15 protein-coding genes are annotated in these 18,718 nt (G+C 71.4%); 7 read left to right on the top strand and 8 right to left on the bottom strand.

Features of this window, described 5'->3' with window-relative positions; all coding sequences use genetic code 11:
- Positions 1-28 precede the first annotated feature (28 nt).
- The 4 genes from ABZU25_RS08530 to ABZU25_RS08515 form a co-directional block, all read right to left on the bottom strand.
- Positions 29-592, bottom strand: a complete 564-nt coding sequence (locus ABZU25_RS08530) for a hypothetical protein (protein ID WP_355028684.1) — start codon at positions 590-592, stop codon at positions 29-31.
- A gap of 56 nt (positions 593-648) precedes the next feature.
- Entirely contained in the window at positions 649-1,380 is a 732-nt protein-coding gene (locus ABZU25_RS08525) for a restriction endonuclease (protein ID WP_355028683.1), read from the bottom strand.
- Between the two features lie 224 nt (positions 1,381-1,604).
- Positions 1,605-2,228 carry a TMEM175 family protein gene (locus tag ABZU25_RS08520; protein WP_355028682.1) on the bottom strand — a complete coding sequence of 208 codons (624 nt, stop codon included), beginning with the start codon at positions 2,226-2,228 and terminating at the stop codon, positions 1,605-1,607.
- 73 nt (positions 2,229-2,301) lie between these two features.
- Positions 2,302-4,080 carry an ABC transporter ATP-binding protein gene (locus ABZU25_RS08515; protein WP_355028759.1) on the bottom strand — a complete coding sequence of 593 codons (1,779 nt, stop codon included), beginning with the start codon at positions 4,078-4,080 and terminating at the stop codon, positions 2,302-2,304.
- A 94-nt stretch (positions 4,081-4,174) separates the two neighbouring features.
- Here ABZU25_RS08515 and ABZU25_RS08510 point away from each other — a divergent pair, with 94 nt between their 5' ends.
- A complete protein-coding gene (locus tag ABZU25_RS08510) occupies positions 4,175-4,606 on the top strand; it encodes a MarR family transcriptional regulator (protein WP_355028681.1) in 432 nt (143 codons plus the stop codon).
- A 235-nt stretch (positions 4,607-4,841) separates the two neighbouring features.
- Positions 4,842-6,626 carry an N-acetylglutaminylglutamine amidotransferase gene (locus tag ABZU25_RS08505; protein WP_355028680.1) on the top strand — a complete coding sequence of 595 codons (1,785 nt, stop codon included), beginning with the start codon at positions 4,842-4,844 and terminating at the stop codon, positions 6,624-6,626.
- A 51-nt stretch (positions 6,627-6,677) separates the two neighbouring features.
- Here ABZU25_RS08505 and ABZU25_RS08500 read toward each other — a convergent pair whose 3' ends face one another.
- Positions 6,678-7,811 (bottom strand): glutamate--cysteine ligase, encoded by a 1,134-nt coding sequence (locus tag ABZU25_RS08500; RefSeq protein WP_355028679.1) that lies wholly within the window; start codon positions 7,809-7,811, stop codon positions 6,678-6,680.
- Between the two features lie 69 nt (positions 7,812-7,880).
- Positions 7,881-8,021 carry a hypothetical protein gene (locus ABZU25_RS08495; RefSeq protein WP_355028678.1) on the bottom strand — a complete coding sequence of 47 codons (141 nt, stop codon included), beginning with the start codon at positions 8,019-8,021 and terminating at the stop codon, positions 7,881-7,883.
- Positions 8,022-8,345: 324 nt separating this feature from the next.
- Between ABZU25_RS08495 and ABZU25_RS08490 the strand changes: the two genes are divergently transcribed.
- Positions 8,346-9,668: an FAD-dependent oxidoreductase gene (locus tag ABZU25_RS08490; RefSeq protein WP_355028677.1), complete on the top strand. Its 1,323-nt coding sequence runs from the start codon at positions 8,346-8,348 to the stop codon at positions 9,666-9,668.
- A 112-nt stretch (positions 9,669-9,780) separates the two neighbouring features.
- On the opposite strand, the gene ABZU25_RS08485 is transcribed toward ABZU25_RS08490, so the two are convergent.
- Both ABZU25_RS08485 and ABZU25_RS08480 read right to left on the bottom strand, forming a co-directional pair.
- Positions 9,781-12,417, bottom strand: coding sequence for a discoidin domain-containing protein (locus tag ABZU25_RS08485; protein ID WP_355028676.1), 2,637 nt, complete (start codon positions 12,415-12,417; stop codon positions 9,781-9,783).
- 226 nt (positions 12,418-12,643) lie between these two features.
- Positions 12,644-13,843: an ROK family transcriptional regulator gene (locus ABZU25_RS08480; RefSeq protein WP_355028675.1), complete on the bottom strand. Its 1,200-nt coding sequence runs from the start codon at positions 13,841-13,843 to the stop codon at positions 12,644-12,646.
- A gap of 238 nt (positions 13,844-14,081) precedes the next feature.
- On the opposite strand from ABZU25_RS08480, the gene ABZU25_RS08475 reads away from it, so the two are divergent.
- The 4 genes from ABZU25_RS08475 to ABZU25_RS08460 all read left to right on the top strand — a co-directional run bounded on the left by ABZU25_RS08475 (position 14,082) and on the right by ABZU25_RS08460 (position 18,681).
- Positions 14,082-15,380, top strand: a complete 1,299-nt coding sequence (locus tag ABZU25_RS08475; protein ID WP_355028674.1) for a sugar ABC transporter substrate-binding protein — start codon at positions 14,082-14,084, stop codon at positions 15,378-15,380.
- A 70-nt stretch (positions 15,381-15,450) separates the two neighbouring features.
- Positions 15,451-16,443: a sugar ABC transporter permease gene (locus ABZU25_RS08470; RefSeq protein WP_355028673.1), complete on the top strand. Its 993-nt coding sequence runs from the start codon at positions 15,451-15,453 to the stop codon at positions 16,441-16,443.
- Positions 16,436-17,275 carry a carbohydrate ABC transporter permease gene (locus ABZU25_RS08465; RefSeq protein WP_355028672.1) on the top strand — a complete coding sequence of 280 codons (840 nt, stop codon included), beginning with the start codon at positions 16,436-16,438 and terminating at the stop codon, positions 17,273-17,275. Before ABZU25_RS08470 ends, ABZU25_RS08465 begins: the two co-directional genes overlap by 8 nt.
- 29 nt (positions 17,276-17,304) lie before the next feature.
- On the top strand, positions 17,305-18,681 hold the full coding sequence (locus ABZU25_RS08460; protein WP_355028671.1) for a GH1 family beta-glucosidase: 1,377 nt from the start codon (positions 17,305-17,307) through the stop codon (positions 18,679-18,681).
- Positions 18,682-18,718 lie beyond the last annotated feature (37 nt).

Raw genomic sequence — 18,718 nt, 5'->3', positions numbered from 1 at the left:
CCCCCGGAATGCCGCTCACCATCCGCCGTCACGAGCCGGGTGCGGCAACGGGATGCTCACGCATCGCCTGCCGCAGCGCCGCCGACTGCTCCACCGACCCACCTCGTACGCCGAGGCTCCGCCGGGCCGCCCGGTAGTAGCCGTCGCGGGCATCATTGATCTGGATCAACAGATCGGAGATGTCCGTTGGCACCTCGGTCACCCGGCGGGCAAGCCTCTCGACCTGCCAGATCGCGTCGCGCCAAGCAGCGGCGGCAACGACCGTCGGTTCGTCGCCGAGCAGCAGCAGGTTCTCCCAGACGATGGTGCGCTTGGCGTCCGACTCGGCCAGCTGGACGAGGCCGTCAGCACTGTCGATCGGGTGGCTGCGCGATCCCGGTCGTAGGTCGGCCGTCATCCGCATCGCCACCATGTGACTTTCCTTGAGGGCGTGCGCGTACTCGACGTACGCGTCGAGGCGTCGTTCGTCCCAGCGGACGCTCTGGCTGCGCCGCCACCGGGCGCGGTCGACCAGTGATGTGGCGAGGATGGTGCCCAGGGTGCCGACCAGTACGCCGAGGAGTGCCGGAAGTTGCGTCAGAAGGGTGCCCACCCCGTCGAGGCTGCCAGCACTGGCAAGCCCATCGAATGTCTACCCGGCCTTGCACATCAACGCATCCCGCCTGCCCCGAGCGCCACCAGCGGCGGTTTCCCCGTCCAAGCCCACATCTCCAGCGCCTCCCGGTCCACAAGCGTGATGTTGAGCTGTTGGGCCATCCGGATGCCGTCGCCCGCGGTGAAGAAGCTGTTCGTCACGAGCATGCAGACCTCACCGCCGTGGATGTCCCGGCAGGTGCCGGCGAACCGCTGGATCGCGGCACTGCCCACCCGGTTGCTGATGCTCTGCCGCTTGCACTGCACCACGACGTGCCGGCCGTCAGGAGCCCTCGCCAAAACGTCCGCTCCCCGGTCACCCGAGCCGCCGCAAACCCTCACGTTCCAAAAGCCGGACGCGACCAGGATCCGGGCGAACCACTGCTCGAACTCGGGTCCGCTCATCCCGTCGGTGACCGCGATCAACCTGTCACGGTGGGCTTGGTCTGCCCGCTCGCGGGCGCGTTGCTGTGACACGAGAAGACCCACGGTGATCGCCCCGGCGACGATGAGGGTCACCAGGAACCCGGACCAGTAGGGGTGCCGCCGCACGAGGTCGACGACCATGCCGAGGAGCACGAAGCCGACGACGGCAACCAGCGCCAGAAACCAGCCGTTGGCCGGCCTGCCGCCACCGGAGACCCGGCGGACCGTCGACCTCCGTCGAACGCGCCCGGAACGCCGCCTGCGGTAGTGCGCCCGAACCCGCGCGCCATTCTTCCTGGTGTGCGATCTGACGAACGGCACGAGGCGCCTCCCCGGTCGCGGAAGCCCCAGTTTCGCGCTTCCGTCCGACAATTCGCGCGCACGACCTTCGACAGTGTCGGGCACCCGTCAGTTACGAGACTCCACCAGCCGCTGTGCCACATCGGCGCGCTGCGGCCGACGCCGTCAGCACCACCAGGGGCAGCGCCGGGTCGACGGCAGGCACGGACGGCAGATGGGTGTATGGCGGATGTGCTCCACTGGCTCTACTTGGGTCGGTCGGCGTCCGTGTTGTTCTCGCCGTACTCGCCCCGGATGGGTAGGTAGTAGGCGGGTAGGAAGCCGGCGATGATGGCGACGCCCGCGATCGGCACGAACGCGCCGACGAGGATGCCGGAGCCGATCCAGATCAGCGCGAGCGCGAATCGGCGGCCGATGGCCCGGACGCCGAAGGTGCCGAGGGTGGGGGCCAGCAGTTTGGCGCGGCGCAGATAGAACCAGATGATGTTGAACAGGGCCGCGGCCATCCACAGTGTGCCGCCGTAGACGAGGACCGCGGTCCGCAGTCCGTGCTCCGCGCGCAGCGCGCCGGCGAGGAGCGACGTGGAGAACGGCAGGAACGCGATGACCATCAGGAGCAGCGTGTTGAGGAACAGGACTCCACGGTCGACGTGTCGGACGCAGTCGAACATGACGTGATGGTTGACCCATACCTGCCCGATGAGCAGGAAGCTCAGCGTGTAGGCCAGGTACGACGACCAGAGCGCCCCGAGGCCCCGCAGGAGGTGCCCGAAGTCCGGTGGCGGTTGGATCTCCAGCACGAGCAGCGTCACGGCGATGGCGAAGACTCCATCGCTGAAGGCCACCAACCGGCCCGGCTGACGGGTCAATGGCGAAGTAACCCTTTGGGCGTCCACGCACCAATCATGCTATATGCCCCTTTCACCCATGGCCGGAGCCGGCTCAGGCGGCGAGGGTGGCGTAGCGGCCGTTGCGGTCCAGCAGGCTGTCGTGGGTGCCGGCCTCGACGATCCGCCCGTGGTCGAGCACCGCGATCTGGTCGGCGTCGCGCACTGTGGAGAGCCGGTGCGCGATGCTGATCGTGGTACGCCCCTCGGCGAGCACGTCGAACGCCCGCTGCACGGCCCGCTCGGTCTCGGTGTCCAGTGCGCTGGTGGCCTCGTCGAGGACCAGGATGCGGGGGTCACGCAGCAGCGTACGGGCGATGGCGAGCCGTTGCTTCTCACCGCCGGAGAACCGGTGGCCGCGGGAGCCGACCGTGGTGTCGTACCCGTCGGGCAGCCCGGCGATCAGGTAGTGGATCTGGGCGGCGCGGGCGGCGTCCTCGATCTCGGTGTCGGTGGCATCCGGGCGGGCGTAGCGCAGGTTCTCCCGGACGGTCGTGTGCAGCAGGTACGTCTCCTGGCTGACCACGCCGACGATCGCGGCCAGGTCGGCCAGGCGCAGGTCGCGCAGGTCGACACCGTCGACGGTGACCCGGCCGGCGGTCGGGTCGTGCAGGCGGCTGACCAGTCCGGCGAGGGTGCTCTTGCCGGAGCCGGTCTCGCCGACCAGGGCGAGGCTGGTGCCGGCGGGCACGTCCAGGGTGATCCCGGCGAGGGCGGATGTGTCGCTGCCCGGGTAGCCGAAGGTGACGTCCTCCAGGCGCAGGTGTCCGCGTACCCGGGTGGGGTCGAGGCGGACCGGCTCGGCGGGGTCGGCAACGTCGACCGGCAGGTCGAGGTATTCGAAGATCCGGGCGAAGAGCGCGAGTGACGCGGTGAGCGAGACGCCCACGTTGAGCAGGCCCATCAACGGCCGGAACAGGCCGCCCTGCAGGGCGGTGAACGCGACCAGGGTGCCGATGCTCAGTGTGCCGGCGGTGCCCGGTAGCCCGGCGGCGAGGTAGATGACCGCCGGTACGGCGGCGAAGATGATGCTCATCGAGGCCATCCGCCAGCGGCCGGCCAGTTCGCTGCGCAGTTCCAGGTCGACGAGTCGTTCCGAGGAGGCGGTGAACCGGTCGATCAGCGCGGGGCCGGTGCCGAGGGTCTTGGCGAGCTGCACCCCGCTGATCGACAGGCCTTCCTCGACTGTGACGTTGAGGTCGGCGAGTTCGCGTTGCCGCTGGGCGGTGATCTCGCGGCGCATCCGGGCGACCCGGCGGGTCAGCCAGATCGCCGGCGGCAGCACCACGAGCGAGACCAGGGAGAGTTGCCAGGAGAGCGCGACCATCGCCACTGTGGTGGCGACCACTGTGGTGAGGTTGGCGGCGACGGCGGTGGCGGTGGAGGTGACCACCGACTGCATGCCGCCGATGTCGTTGGTGATCCGGGACTGCACCTCGCCGGTGCGGGTGCGGGTGAAGAAGCCGAGCGACTGGCGCTGGAGGTGGCTGAAGACGTCGGTGCGCAGCCGGTGCATGACCCGCTGCCCGACCTGGGTGGAGATCCAGGTCTGCACGACGCCGAGGGCGGAGGTCACGGCCGCGACGGCGACCATGCCGAGGACCAGCCAGACCAGCAGGGTCACGTCGCCCTGCGGCAGGGCGCTGTCGATCACGGTACGCAGGAGGAAGGGAGTCGCCATCGCGATGATCGAGGAGAGCACGATGATCACGGTGACCACGGCCAGCGCGGGCCGGTGGGGGGTGAACAGGCGGCCGATGCGGCGTAGCGACACCTGGCGGGCCTGGGTCTTCTCTTCGGCGCTGGGGGCGCGGTGGCCGCGGTCGCGGCCCATCGGGGTGGGTTCCAAGGGGCCCTGCCTCTCATTCGGATATGCTGAGGTTACCTCAACATGAGGGAACAACCGCATTGGCTGCTACGGTATTCCGGTGACCGAGGACACCACCGGGACTGGCGACGACGACAGCCTGGCCGAGACGTTCTGGGCCGTGGCGTCCCGTCTGCGGCGGCAGACCCGCGACTCGTTGGCCCCCTGGGACATCTCCCCCAGCCAGTCCCGAGCCCTCGGTGTGCTGGGCCGCCACGGTGAGGTGCGCCCCGGCACGCTCGCCGAGCACCTGCGCATCGCGGCCCGCTCGGCAACCGAGGTCGTCGACGACCTGCAGGCCCGTGGGCTCGTCGAACGCCGACCCGACCCGGCCGACCGGCGGGCCACCCTGGTCGCGCTCACCGAGGAGGGCGAGCGCCTCAGCGCCGCCATCCGGACCGCTCGCCGGGCCGAGGCGGACCGCTTCTTCGGCCACCTCAACGGCACCGACCGAGCCGAGCTGGCCCGCATCCTGCGCACCCTGCGCGCCTGAGCGACGGCGATCCCGCCAGGCCCGCGCGGCGGCAAAACCGCCCGCACACGCGGGAATAGCCGCCTCGCGCCCGCTGCGGGTTTCCCACCCGCGCACGCAGCCGGTTTGCCCGCCCCGCGCACGGGTAGCCAGCGGCCCCGTCCGGTCGGCGGGACCGGCCCTCACCGGCCGGGGGGCGAGGTGACAGGAGGATGCTCGTGCCGCTGGTGCCACACCCGAACCACCGCCCCGGCTGATGTGCGGGATCAGCGGGGAGGCGCGCTTCGACGGCCGGTCACCCGACGCGGCGGCGGTCACCCGGATGACCGAGGCGATGCGCTCGCGCGGCCCGGACGACGAGGGCCTGTTCGCCGACGGCTGGGTGACCCTCGGGCACCGCCGGCTGACCATCATCGACCTGTCCGACGCGGGCGGGCAGCCGATGGTCCGCGACGATATGGGCCTGGCGCTGGTCTTCAACGGCTGCGTCTACAACTATCCGGAGCTGCGCGAAGAGTTGCAGAACGCCGGGTACGCCTTCCACTCCACAAGTGACACCGAGGTGATCCTGGTCGCGTACGCGCACTGGGGTGAACGCTTCGTCGACCACCTGGTCGGCATGTTCGCGATCGGGCTGGTCGACCGGGTGCGGCGGCGGCTGATCCTGGCCCGCGACCGGCTCGGCATCAAACCGCTCTATCTCGCCGAGTCCCCCGGGCGGCTGCGGTTCGCCTCCACCCTGCCCGCGCTGTTGCGCGCCGGCGACGTGGACACCGGCGTCGACCCGGTGGCGCTGCACCACTACCTGTCCTGGCACTCCATCGTGCCCGCGCCGCGGACCGTGCTGCGCGGTGTGCGCAAGCTGCCGCCCGCCACCCTGCGGGTGATCGAGGCGGACGGGCGCAGCCGCGAGGAGGTGTACTGGCGACCCGACTACGTGCGGGAGCCCGCCGACGCGGGAATGGACGCCGCGGACTGGCGGGCCGCCGTGGGGGACGCGCTGCGCACGGCGGTACGCCGACGGCTGGTCGCCGACGTCCCGGTCGGCGTGCTGCTCTCCGGTGGACTGGACTCCAGCCTCATCGTGGCGCTGCTCGCCGAGGCCGGCCAGCAGCACCTGCGCACGTTCAGCATCGGCTTCGACAGCCGGGACGGCGAGTCCGGCGACGAGTTCCACTACTCGGACCTGGTGGCCGGCGCGTACGACACCGACCACCACCGGATCCGGCTGGCCGACGACGATCTGGTGCCCGCGGTCCGGCGTGCCGTGCTGGCGATGACCGAGCCGATGGGCAGCCACGACGTGGTCGCCTTCCATCTGCTCTCCGAGCAGGTGGCGCGGCATGTCAAGGTGGCGCAGTCCGGGCAGGGCGCCGACGAGGTGTTCGCCGGCTACGGCTACCACCAGCCGCTCACCGAGGCGCCCCGGCACAGCGCAGCCGAAACGTTCGCCGCCGCGTTCTTCGACCGCGACCACGACGAGCTGCGCGCCATCGTCGGCCCGGCGTACGCGCTGGAGCACGACGCCAGCCGGGAGCTGCTCACCGAGCACCTCGCCGCGCCCGGGGCACAGACCGCGCTGGACGCGGTGCTGCGCCTGGACACCCACCTGATGCTGCCCGACGACCCGGTCAAGCGGGTGGACAGCATGAGCATGGCGTGGGGCCTGGAGGTGCGCACGCCCTTCCTCGACCAGGACCTGGTCACCCTGGCGGCGCACTGCCCTCCGCAGCACAAGGTCGCCCAGGGCGGCAAGGGCGTCCTCAAGGAGGTCGCCCGGGAGGTGCTGCCCGCCGAGGTGATCGACCGCCCCAAGGGCTACTTCCCGGTGCCGGCGCTGCGCAACGTGGACGGCCCGGTGCGCGAGATGGTCGCCGAGGCGTTGCAGGCGCCGGCCGCGCGGGAGCGAGGGCTGTTCCGCCCGGAGTACGTGGCACGTCTGCTCGCCGAGCCGGACCGGGCCGAGGCGGCGGCCGGCAGCAACAAGCTGTGGCAGCTCGGCCTGCTGGAGCTGTGGCTACAGACGCACGACATCCGCTGAGCCGCGCCGCTCGCCGCCGGGTCGCGGGCCGCCGGTCAGCCGGCGACCGGTTCAGCCGGCGGCTGTGCGGGCGGCCAGGTCGTCGAGGACGGCACGCAGGTCACCGGTGCGCTCAAGCACCCCGCGCTGCCGGGTCGCGCCGGTGCCGTCGCGGCGCAACCGGGCCAGTTGCGCCAACACGTACCCCAGGTCGCCGTGGCGCAGCAGGGCCGGCGCGATCACGGCCATCATCTCGTCGACAAGCGCCCAGGCCGGTCGGGTGCCGCCGGCGCGCAGGTCGATCAGTTCGCCGTCGAGGCCGTCGTGGGCGGCTCGCCAGTGCGCGGCGGCGACCAGACAGTCGCGGACGGGCGGGGCGGTCACCCCGGCGCGCACGTCGTCGGCGAGGGTGGCGACGAGCGACCGGACCAGCGCGGCGACCAGCACCGCGTCGTCCACCTCGGTGCAGACGTCACCGACCCGCACCTCCACGGTCGGGTAGGCCGACGACGGTCGGGCGTACCAGTAGACCATCGCCGCGTCGAGCATGATGCCGGCGGCGATCAGCTCGTCGACAGTGCGGTCGTAGTCGGCGACCGAGTCGAAGTACGGCGTCGGACCGATGCTGGGCCACCGTTCCAACTGCATCGAACGCCAACTGGCGTGTCCGGTGTCGTCCCCGTCGTGCAGCGGCGAGTTGGTGGTGATCGCCTGCACCACCGGCAGCCACACCCGCAGGTGGTTGCAGACCTGCACAGCCAGTTCCCGGTCGCGCAGTCCGACGTGCACGTGGCAGCCGCACACCGCCGGGTCGTGCGCCACCGGCCCGTACCGGCGCGACATCGCGTGGTAGCGCGGTGCGTCGGGGACCGTCCGGTGCGGTTCGGCCACCGGGGTGGCGCCGACCGCCACCAGTCGGGCCCCGGCCGCCGTGGCGGCCTCGGCGGCGGAGCGGCGCAGCGCCACCAGGTGCGCGCGCAGTTCGGCGAGGTCGGCGCAGACCGGGGTGACCATCTCCACCATGCTGTGCCGGAACTCCTGGCGGCTCTGGTCCCGGGCGGGGCCGCGCAGCGCGGCCAGCACCTGGTCGGCCACCGGCAGATTGCGCCCGCTGTCCGGGTCGAGCAGCAGGAACTCCTCCTCGACGCCGAGCGTGAGGGTGGACAGGTCGGGCACGGTGCCGGCGGTCGCCGAACGGTACGCCATGGCGCCTCCCCCTCCACTGCTGCGGCCGGCGCCTCGGTTTCCCGGCCCGGACCGGCGGCAAACGCCCGCTCAGGGGGCCGCCAGGGCCGCCGCGCGGGCGGTGAGGAAGGCCCGTTCGGCCGCGTTGTCCGTCAGGGCGACAGCTGTCCGGTACGCCTCGACGGCCTGCGTGTCCCGACCGAGCCGGGCGAGCAGGTCGGCGCGGACCACAGCTCGCCCTGGGGCTGGTGCATGCTGAGCAGGTAGAGCGTCATGGTTCCTCCTCACGGGCGGCCGGCCTCGCACCGGCCTCTCATCCTCCACACGATCGGCCGCAGCCCGGATCGACAGGCCGGCGGAAAATTGTCGGCACCGGCCCGGCCCGGTGTTGGCGCCCCCTTTGCTCTGCACCCATGGAGGCGACGGTGCGCCGGCCCGGGGTGTCGCCTCGGTGGGTGCAGAGCAAAGGACGAAGGACAGGGGGTACGTACGGTTCGCCGGTGCCGCGACCGGAGCCGGTAGTCATGCCTGCGACGGTTGTGGGTAGACCCCGGTGTGGCCGACGGCTTGCGGGTGGTCGTGGTCGGCGCCGGCTTCTCCGGGCTCGCCGCCGCGCTGGCGCTCACCCGTGCCGGTGCCCAGGTGCGATTGCTGGAGGCCCGCGACCGGGTGGGTGGTCGGGTGCTGACCCGCTGGCTGCCCGAACTCACGCAACTCGACCTGGGCGCGCAGTGGATCGGCCCGACCCAGGACCGGATGTACGCGCTGGTCGCCGAGCACGGGCTGGCCACCTTCGCCTCGGCATCGGTCGGCGGGCCCACAGTGCTCTGGGCCGGTCAGCGCCGGGCCGAGCCGCCGGCGCAGGTCGGCCGGGTGCTCGGCCTGCTCGACGAGTACGCCGCCCGACTGGACCCGGCGGCACCCTGGGCGACGCCGGAGGCCTCGCGGTGGGACCGGACGACCCTCGGCGGGTGGCTCGCCAGCACTGCCGGGGACGACGATACCGTCGACTACCTGGGACGACTGCTCGCCGGCGGGCTGCTGGCCACCGGCGCGGATGAGCTGTCCCTGTTGCACCTGCTGTTCTACCTGCGCAGCGCCGGCGGGACCGGGCCGTTGCTGGGGATGGCCGGCGGCGCGCAGCAGGATCGGATCGTGGGCGGGCCGTCGGCACTGGCCGAGCGGATGGCCACCGCCCTGCCGCCGGGCACGCTGACGCTGGCCGCGCCGGTAAGGGCCATCGAACAGACAGTCGACGGCGCGACCGCGTGGACCGACACCGGGCGCGTCGACGGCGATGCCGTGGTGGTCGCGCTGGCCCCGGCACTGGCCGGCCGGATCCGGTACGACCCGCCGCTGCCCCCGCTGCGCGACGGGCTCACCCAACGCATGCCGATGGGGTCGGCGCTGAAGGTGCACGCCGTCTACCCGGAGCCGTTCTGGCGTGCCGACGGGCGTTCCGGGGTGGCCACCAGCAGCGCCGGGCCGCTCACCGAGACGGTCGACAACTCCACCCCGACCTCGCCGCTCGGGGTGCTGACCGGGTTCAGCTACTCGACCGACGCCGCCGCGCTGCGCGGCCTGTCCCCCGCGCGGCGTCGGCGATGCCTGTTGGAGGCGTTCGCCAGCGTGGTCGGACCGCGCGCCGCGGATCCGGTGGACGTCATCGAGTACGACTGGTCGGCCGAGGAGTGGACCCGCGGCTGCTTCTCCGGTGCGCTCACCCCGGGCACGTGGCGGACGTACGGTCCGCACCTGCGCGCGCCGGTGGGGCGGGTGCACTGGGCGGGCACCGAGACGGCCACCCGCTGGAGTGGCTACCTGGAGGGCGCGGTGCGAGCCGGTGAGCGGGCGGCGGCCGAGGTGCTGGCCGGTTGAGATCGCACGACCAGGGCCGGCCCGGTCTCGGCGGGACCGGGCCGGCCTCGGCCCACGGTGCGACCCGACCGACCCGGTCCGTCAGACGGCCGGGCCGGCGCGGGCGCCCCGGTCAGGGGTAGGTGGTCAGGTACACCGTCTGGTTGGCCGCGTTCGCGGTGCCACCGGCGTTGTTGATCACCCGGTTGATGGTGCCGACGCCACCGAGCGAGACGGTGACCATGTTGGTGAAGCGCACGTTGGGGTTGGTGGGCACCTCGAAGGACCGCTCCTCGACCACTGCGGGGTTGACGTTGAAGTAGCTGTAGCTGCCCAACCCCCATGCCTGGTGACTGGTCACCGAGTCGGCGACCTTGTACGCGGCGTAGCCCCGGGTCGACCCGTTCATCCAGGCCGCCTGGTTCGGCACGTCGTACGGCAGCTCGTTCTGGTAGAAGTACGTCCGGCCGCCGTTGCCGTTCCAGGTGGTCTGGTACTTCTGGTAGTGCTCGACGAAGAGGCCGTACATGGTGACGTTGTCGCCGTTGACGGTGAGCCCGGTGTCGGCGGTGTTCAACGTCCACCCGGTCGGTACGCCGCTGGCGGCGTGGTCGGCCCGCCACAGCCACATGTGGTCACCGATCACGTTGTCGCTGTTGACGGTCAACGTGTTGGTGGCCTTGCCGACGTGTGGCCCGCCGATTCGGAAGAACACGTCGTGCAGCGAGGTCGGGTTGCTGGCGTGGCTCGCCGACGAACCGGACGGCCCCACCTCCATCAGCACCGGCGAGTTGGTCGTGCCGGCCTCGAACATCAGACCGGCGACCTTGACGCCGTCCACATCGGCCACCCGCATTCCGACGCTGCCGTTGTCGGCCTGGATGGTGGCCAGGCCGAGGCCGAGGATCACCGTGTCGGCCCGGTTGACCTGGATCGGCTCGGTGACGTGGTGCACGCCCGGGGTGAAGAGCAGGTGCTTGCCCTGGGCGAGGGCCGCGTTGATGGTGGCGGCGCTGGTGCCGGCCTGGACGACGAAGAACTGCGACAGTGAGATCGAAGAGCCGGCCGGGGTCTTGTTGTACCAGCTGGTGCCTGTCGCGTTGGTGCGCAGCGCCGGCACGAACACCCGGTACTCGCCGGTGCCGTCGACGTAGAGGAAGGGCTTCTCGCGTACCTGTGGGGTCTGCGCGATGACGGTGTGCGACGGGTTGGGGAAGCTCGGTGCCGGTGCGCCGGTGACGCCCTGGAAGACCATGTTCCACACCGAGCCGGTCCAGCCGTTGCCGAACTCGCTGTTGCGGGAGTACCACTGCTGCTGCGAGCCGGAGACGACCAACCCGTCGATGCGGGTGTCGGCCAGCAGTCCGCCGCTGGACCAGCCGTCGCCGCCGTTCCAGAGTTGGATCTGGTTCTGCCCGCCGCGCAGGTGCATCCGGCGGTACGGCGCGGCCTGGGACACCGCCCACCGTTCCACGGTCTGCCCGGCGGGCAGGGTGACCGAGAGGTTCTCGGCGGCCCGCCAGAAGTTCTGGGTGGCGTTGCCGCCCATCCAGAACGCCTCGGTGCGGACGTGGCCGTTGAGGTTGACGTCGTCCGGGCTCATCCCGAGGCCGGCGACCTGGGTGAAGAAGCCGAGGTTCACGTCGGCGGTGTAGGTGCCGGGCTTGAACAGCACCGCGTAACGCTGCGGGCCGAACTGGTTGGTCTCCTGCTGGGTGAAGAGGGTGTTCAGCCGACTCTGGATGGTCGACGTCGGGGTGCTCGGGTCGAAGACGAACGTGTTCGGCCCGAGGTTCGGGTTACGCGGGTCGGTCCCGTCGACCGGCGGCTCACTGGTCCCGCCGCCGGTGGTGTTCACCGCCAGCTCCCACAGCGAGTAGCCGTAGGCGGTGGCTCGCGCGGTGCCGTACATCCGCAGGTATCGGCCGCTGCCGCTGACGGTCAGCGACTGGGTGCCCCCGGCGCCGGTGGTGGTGGAGTAGACGGTGGTCCAGGTGGCGCCGTCGGCCGAGGTCTGGAGCTGGAAGGCCCTCGCGTACGCGGCCTCCCAGGTGAGCACCACCCGGCAGATCGTGCGGGTGCTGCCCAGGTCGACGCGCAGCCACTGCGGGTCGCTGGCGGCGCTGGCCCACCGGGTGCCGGTGTTGCCGTCGACGGCGGCGGATGCCGCGAGGCCGGCATCCTGGGTGGACGACGCGGTCGCGGGGCTGCCCTGCGCGACGTTGGTGCTGCCGCAGGTCGGCGTGCTGCCGCCGGTCTCGCCGTAGACCTGGAACTCCCAGAGCGAGTAGCCGTAGCCGGTCCCCCGGGCGGTGCCGTTCATCCGGACGTAGCGGCCGGCGCCGGTGACGGTGAGGTTCTGCGTGCCGCCGGTGCCGGTGGTGGTGGAGTAGACAGTGGTCCAGGTGGCACCGTCGTCGGAGGTCTGGAGCTGGAAGGCCCGCCCGTAGGCGCCCTCCCAGAGCAGGTTCACCTGGCTGATGGTGGCCCGGCTGCCCAGGTCGACCTGGAGCCACTGCGGGTCGCTGAACGCGCTGGCCCAGCGGGTGCCGGTGTTGCCGTCCACTGCGGCGCTGGCGGGGGTGCCGGCGTTCTCGGAGGACGAGGCGGTGGCCGTCCGGCCCTGCGAGAGCAGGGTGGGCGCGGCCTGCGCGGGGGTGGTGGGACCGGCCGGCGTGAGCGCCGCGACCAGGGCCACGGTGAGCCCGACGAGCAGGTGTCGAACGGCCCGTCGGGGACGCGGGCGTACGGATGTTGCACGAGATTTCATGACATCGCCTGTCGATAGGGGGCTACGGATGCCGCGAGGGTGGGATCGGGCTCGCCCCGTGGTGCCGTGGATGGTGCCGCCGATGCGGCGCCGCGGGTCGGAGAGCGCTCTCGTAGGAGTGTTGCGGCGAGATTGCGGCGGCGTCAAGACATCGATCTATAAGACTGTTATTTATCCCGAGGATTCTTTTTGTGTAATTTGCCGTCGGCGCTGCCGTCGTCTCCGCTCAGCGGCGGACGCCGCCCTCGGTGAGGAAGCGGGCGATCGGCAGCGTGGCGGCGCCCAACGCCACCGCGTCCACGCCGAGGCGACACAGCTCGATCGACGCCTGCTCGAACGGCTGGCGCAACGCCTGCCGGCCGGCGGCCTCGCGGACGGCCGGCAGCAGGTCGCCCAGCGCCATCGCGGCCCAGCCGCCGAGCACCACCCGCTCCGGGTTGAACAGGTTGATCAGGTTGGCCACGCCCGCGCCGAGATAGCCGGCGGTCTCGTCCAGCACCCGGCGCGCGGTCACCGAGGTGTCGGCGGCGGCGACCAGCGCGGCGAGCTGGGACTCCTCGTCCTCGCCCGGCACCTGTCGACCCCGGCGCGCCTCCCGGTAGCGGTCGATGATCGCCTCCGCGCCCACGTACGCCTCCAGGCAGCCGCGCGCCCCGCACCGGCAGGCCCGGCCGCCGTACACCAGGGTGGTGTGCCCCCACTCCCCCGCGCTGCTGGACGCGCCCCGGTAGGTGGCGCCGCCCGTCACCACCGACGCGCCCACGCCGGAGCCGACAAGCGCGAAGACGGCGTGCCGGGCGCCCCGGCCGGCGCCGAACCACATCTCGGCCTGGCCGAGGGTCTTCGCGCCGTTGTCGATGTGCAGGGGCAGGTCGGTGCCCGCGCTGATCAGCCGCTCCAGCGGCACCCGGTCCCAGCCGAGGGCCTGGGCGTGCACGACGGCCTCGACGCCCTGCTCCACGACGCCCGAGACACCGATGCCGACGCCGAGCACGTCGCCGGGGGCGACCTGCGCCTGCCCGGTCACCGCGTCGATGCCGGCCAGCACGTGCCCGGCCACCAGGTCAGGCTCGGTCCGGGCCGGGTCGAGCGGGTACTCGATGCTGGCCAGCAGGGTCATCGCGAAGTCGAACAGCTCCACCCGGACCCGGGTCTCACCGACGTCCACGCCGACCACGAAGGCGAAGCGGGGCGCGATCCGCAGCAGCATGCTGGGTCGGCCGCCGTCGGACTCGGCGGCGCCGGCCTCGGCAACCAGCCCCTCGTCGATCAGGTCGGCCACCACGTTGCTGACCGCCGGCTGACTCAGCCCGGTGCTGCGCACCAGGTCCTGGCGGGTGAGCGGGCCGTCGAGGAAGAGCCTGGTCAGCAGGGCGGACCGGTTGCGCAGCCGCACGCTGCGGTTGGTGGCACGCGCCAGCTCCACTCGACACCTCGTTCCCGTCGGCCGTTCGAGGCGACTGTAACCGCCTCGTGCTTGACGACCCACCGACCAGCCACTTTAATGACGACATAATTTAAGCCGTGATGTAACTCCCGGGAAACGCCGACGGACCCCGACGGCGCACCCCCGAACCCTGTCCGCAGCCGGCCGCCCGTCGCCTTCGACCCCTATCGGCGACGGAGGTCGGCGGACCCCCACCACGCACCGGAAGGGCTGACCCGTGTCGAGACGACACCTCGGGATATTCACCGCCGCCGTACTGGCCGCCGCCTCGCTGACCGCCTGCGGCGGCTCCGGCGACGACTCCGCCGCATCGCCCAAGACGCTCACCTACTGGGCCAGCAACCAGGGCGCCAGCCTGGAGGCCGACAAGACCATCCTCCAGCCCGAGCTGGACAAGTTCGAGAAGCAGACCGGCATCAAGGTCAGCGTCGAGGTGGTCCCCTGGTCGGACCTGCTCAACCGGCTGCTCGCCGCCGCCGCCTCGGGCAAGGGCCCGGACGTGGTCAACATCGGCAACACCTGGTCGGCGTCGTTGCAGGCCACCGGCGCGCTCGTCGAGTTCGACGACGCTGCCCTGACGGCCGTCGGCGGCAAGGACCGGATCGTGCCCGCCGCGCTCGCCGCCGCCGGCGCCCCCGGCAAGCCGCCGGCCGCCGTGCCGCTCTACAGCATGGCGTACAGCCTGTACTACAACAAGAAGGCGTTCGCCGACGCCGGCATCACCGCGCCGCCGACCACCTGGGAGCAGCTCGCCGAGGACGGCAAGAAGCTGAGCACCGGCGGCAAGTGGGGCCTGGCGATCGAGGGGGCGAACCCGTCGGAGAACGCCCACCACGCGTTCACCTTCAGCCAGCAGTACGGCGGCGAGTGGTTCGACTCGGCCGGCAAGCCGACCTTCGACACCCCGCAGAACGTCTCGGCGATCAAGCGCTACGTCGACTTCATGGCCGCCGACAAGATCACCAACCCGAGCAACGCGGAGTACGCGCAGAACCAGTCGGTCTCCGACTTCGCCAACGGCAAGGCCGCCATGCTGCTGTGGCAGTCCGCCGGCTCGAACCTCAAGACGCAGAACATGCCGGCCGACGCGTACGGGGTGGCCCCGGTGCCGTTCCTGGCCAACCCGCCGGCCGGCGGCAAGAAGGTCAACAGCATGGTCGCCGGCATCAACATGGCGGTCTTCAAGCACACCAAGAACCGCGACGGCGCGCTGAGCTTCGTGAAGTTCATGACCAGCGACGAGGAGCAGACGCTCCTGAACAAGACGTACGGCTCGCTGCCGGCGGTGAAGACCGCGGGCTCCGACCCGGCGTTCAGCGCCACCGAGCAGAAGACCATCCAGGAGACCCTGGTCACCACCGCGGCCCCGCTGCCGCAGGTGCCCGAGGAGAGCACCTTCGAGACCCTGGTCGGCACCGCAATGAAGGAGCTGTTCGCGGACGCGGCCAGCGGCAAGCCGGTCACCGAGGCCTCGGTGAAGGCGAAGCTGACCGACGCGCAGCAGAAGATGCGCTGACCCAGGCGTCACCGGTGGCCGTGGTCAGGTGCTGAGCCTGGCCACGGCCACCGCCTCCGAGAGGACCCCGATGGCAACCAGCACCACCGCGCCGGACGCCGACCGGCGCGAACCCCGGGCCGGGTCACCGGCCCGGGGGCCGGCCCGCCGGCCCCGCGGCCCCCGCCGCTCACTCCTGCCGTATCTGCTGCTCGCCCCGGCCATCGTGCTGGAACTCGCCATCCACGTGATCCCGATGGTGGTCGGGGTCTGGATGAGCCTGCTGGAGCTGACCCAGTTTCACATCCGCGACTGGTCCACCGCGCCCTTCGTCGGGTTCGAGAACTACCGGGCGACGCTCGACCTGAACAGCGCCGCCGGCAAGGAGCTGCTGCACTCGTTCTGGGTCACCCTGGCCTACAGCCTGCTCTCGGTCGGGTTCGCCTGGCTGCTCGGCATCGCGGCGGCGGTCGTGTTGCAGAAGCCGTTCCGGGGCCGGGCGATCCTGCGGGCGCTCTTCCTCACCCCGTACGCCCTGCCGGTCTACGCCGCGGTGATCACCTGGAGCTTCCTGCTGCAACGCGACACCGGCCTGGTCAACCACGTCCTGGTCGACCAGCTCGGGCTGCTCAACGAGCGGCCGTTCTGGCTGATCGGTGACAACAGCTTCTGGTCGCTGCTTGTGGTGTCGGTGTGGCGCAACTGGCCGTTCGCGTTCCTCTGCCTGATGGCGGGTCTGCAGAACGTGCCGGGCGAGCTGTACGAGGCCGCCGCGATCGACGGCGCCGGGTTCTGGCGTCGGCTGCGCTCGGTCACCCTGCCGATGCTGCGGCCGGTGAACCTGGTGCTGCTGCTGGTGCTGTTCCTGTGGACCTTCAACGACTTCAACACCCCGTTCGTGCTCTTCGGCGGCTCCGCCCCCGAGCAGGCCGACCTCATCTCCATCCACATCTACCGCAGTTCCTTCAAGACCTGGGACTTCGGCTCCGGCTCGGCCATGTCGGTGGCGCTGCTGCTGTTCCTGATGATCGTCTCGGCCGCCTACCTGCTGATCACCAACCGTCGGAGGGACGACCATGCGTGAGACCGCCGGTGAGCGCTGGGGCCGGCGCATCGTGCTGACCCTGCTCACCCTCTTCGTCGTCATTCCGCTCTACGTGATGGTGACCTCCGCGGCGAAGCCGTTGCAGGACGTGCAGAACGGCTTCACCTGGTGGCCGAGCCGGCCCACGCTGCAACCGTTCGTGGACATGTGGAGCACCGTGCCACTGGCCCGGTACCTGGTGAACAGCCTGGTGGTGTCGAGCATCGCGGCGCTCTGCTCGGTGGCGGTGGCCATCTTCGCGGCGTTCGCCGTCAGCCGGTACCGGTTCCGGGGCCGGGGTGTCTTCTCGGTGACGGTGCTGTCCACCCAGATGTTCCCCGGCATCCTGTTCCTGCTGCCGCTGTTCCTCATCTACGTCAACCTGGGCAACGCCACAGGCATCGAGTTGTACGCCAGCCGTACCGGCCTGGTGATCACGTACCTGACCTTCTCGCTGCCGTTCTCGATCTGGATGCTTGTCGGCTACTTCGACTCGATCCCCCGAGGGCTGGACGAGGCGGCGCAGGTCGACGGGGCCGGGCCGCTGCGCACCCTGTTCCAGGTCATCCTGCCGGCCGCCGTGCCCGGCGTCGTGGCGGTCACCGTGTACGCGTTCATGACCGCCTGGGGCGAGGTGCTCTTCGCGTCGGTGATGACCGACGAGGGCAGCCGCACCCTGGCCGTCGGCCTCCAGGGCTACTCCACCCAGTTCAACGTCTACTGGAACCAGATCATGGCCGCCTCGCTGGTGGTCAGCGTCCCGGTCGTCGTCGGGTTCCTGGCCCTGCAGCGCTACTTCGTGGCCGGTCTCACCGCCGGCGCGGTCAAGTGAGTCAGTCAATCCCAGAGGAGACCCGTCCCGTGCCCGACCTGTCCAAGCTGCCACCCGACTTCCTCTGGGGTGTCGCCACGGCGGCGTACCAGATCGAGGGGGCCGTCGACGTCGACGGCCGGGCGCCGTCCATCTGGGACACCTTCTCGGCGATCCCCGGCAACGTCGACAACGGCGACACCGGCGCGGTGGCCTGCGACCACTACCACCGGTGGCCGGAGGACCTGGCTCTGCTGCGCCGGCTCGGCGTGGACGCGTACCGTTTCTCGGTGGCCTGGCCCCGGGTGATGCCCGACGGCGTCGGTCGGGTCAACCCCGCCGGGCTGGACTTCTACGACCGGCTCGTCGACAGGGTGCTCGCCGACGGGATCCGGCCGTTCGTCACGCTGTACCACTGGGATCTGCCGCAGGCGTTGCAGGACCGGGGCGGCTGGCCGGAGCGCGCCACCGCCGAGGCGTTCGCCGACTACGCGGCGGTGGTGGCCGCCCGGCTCGGTGACCGGGTCGCCGACTGGAACACGGTGAACGAGCCGCTCTGCGTGTGCTGGATCGGGCACCTGGAGGGAAAGATGGCCCCCGGCGAGCGGGACCTCACCCGCGCGGTGCACGCCTCGCACCACGTGCTGCTCGGGCACGGCCTGGCCACCCAGGCGATCCGCGCCAACGCCGCCCGACCGGCCTCGGTGGGTCTGGTGCTCAACCTCAGCCCGATCGAGGCGGCCACCGACCGACCCGAGGACGTGGCGGCGGCCCGCCGGGCGGACGGGCACGTCAACAGGTGGTGGCTGGACCCGATCCACGGGCGCGGCTACCCGGCCGACATGATCGCCACCTACGGGGTCGAGCCACCGGTACGCGGCGACGACCTCGCGGTGATCGCCACGCCCACCGACTTCCTCGGGGTGAACTACTACTTCCGGCAACTGGTGGTCGACGACCCGACCGGCGCGGCGCCGTACGCCCGGCAGGTGCCGGTGCCCGGCTCGGTGGAGACCGCGATGGGTTGGGAGATGTACCCGGCGGGTCTGGAGCGGCTGCTTGTCGACGTGCACGAGGAGTACCGGCCGGGCCGGATCATCGTCACCGAGAGCGGCTCGGCCTGGCCGGACGAGGTCACGGTGGACGGCACGGTGGAGGACAAGGAGCGCACCGACCACCTGGAGCAGCACCTGGCGGCGTGCGCGTCGGCGGTGGCCCGGGGTGTGCCCCTGGACGGCTACTTCGTCTGGTCACTGCTTGACAACTTCGAGTGGGCGTACGGCTACGACAAGCGCTTCGGGCTGGTGCACGTCGACTACCCGACCCAGCGCCGGACGGTGAAGGCGAGCGGCCTGCGCTACGCCGAGCTGATCCGCGCCCACCAGCGTCTCGCCGGCGCGACCGGCGCCGCGACACCGGTGGCCTGACCGGCGGGCAGTGCGGCGGCCGCCCGGGGTGACCCTG

The sequence above is a fragment of the Micromonospora sp. NPDC005215 genome, from assembly GCF_040607915.1.
GTDB lineage: Bacteria > Actinomycetota > Actinomycetes > Mycobacteriales > Micromonosporaceae > Micromonospora.
The sequence above is the reverse complement of the archived record's forward strand: the minus strand, read 5'-3'. Positions and strand labels throughout refer to the sequence as shown.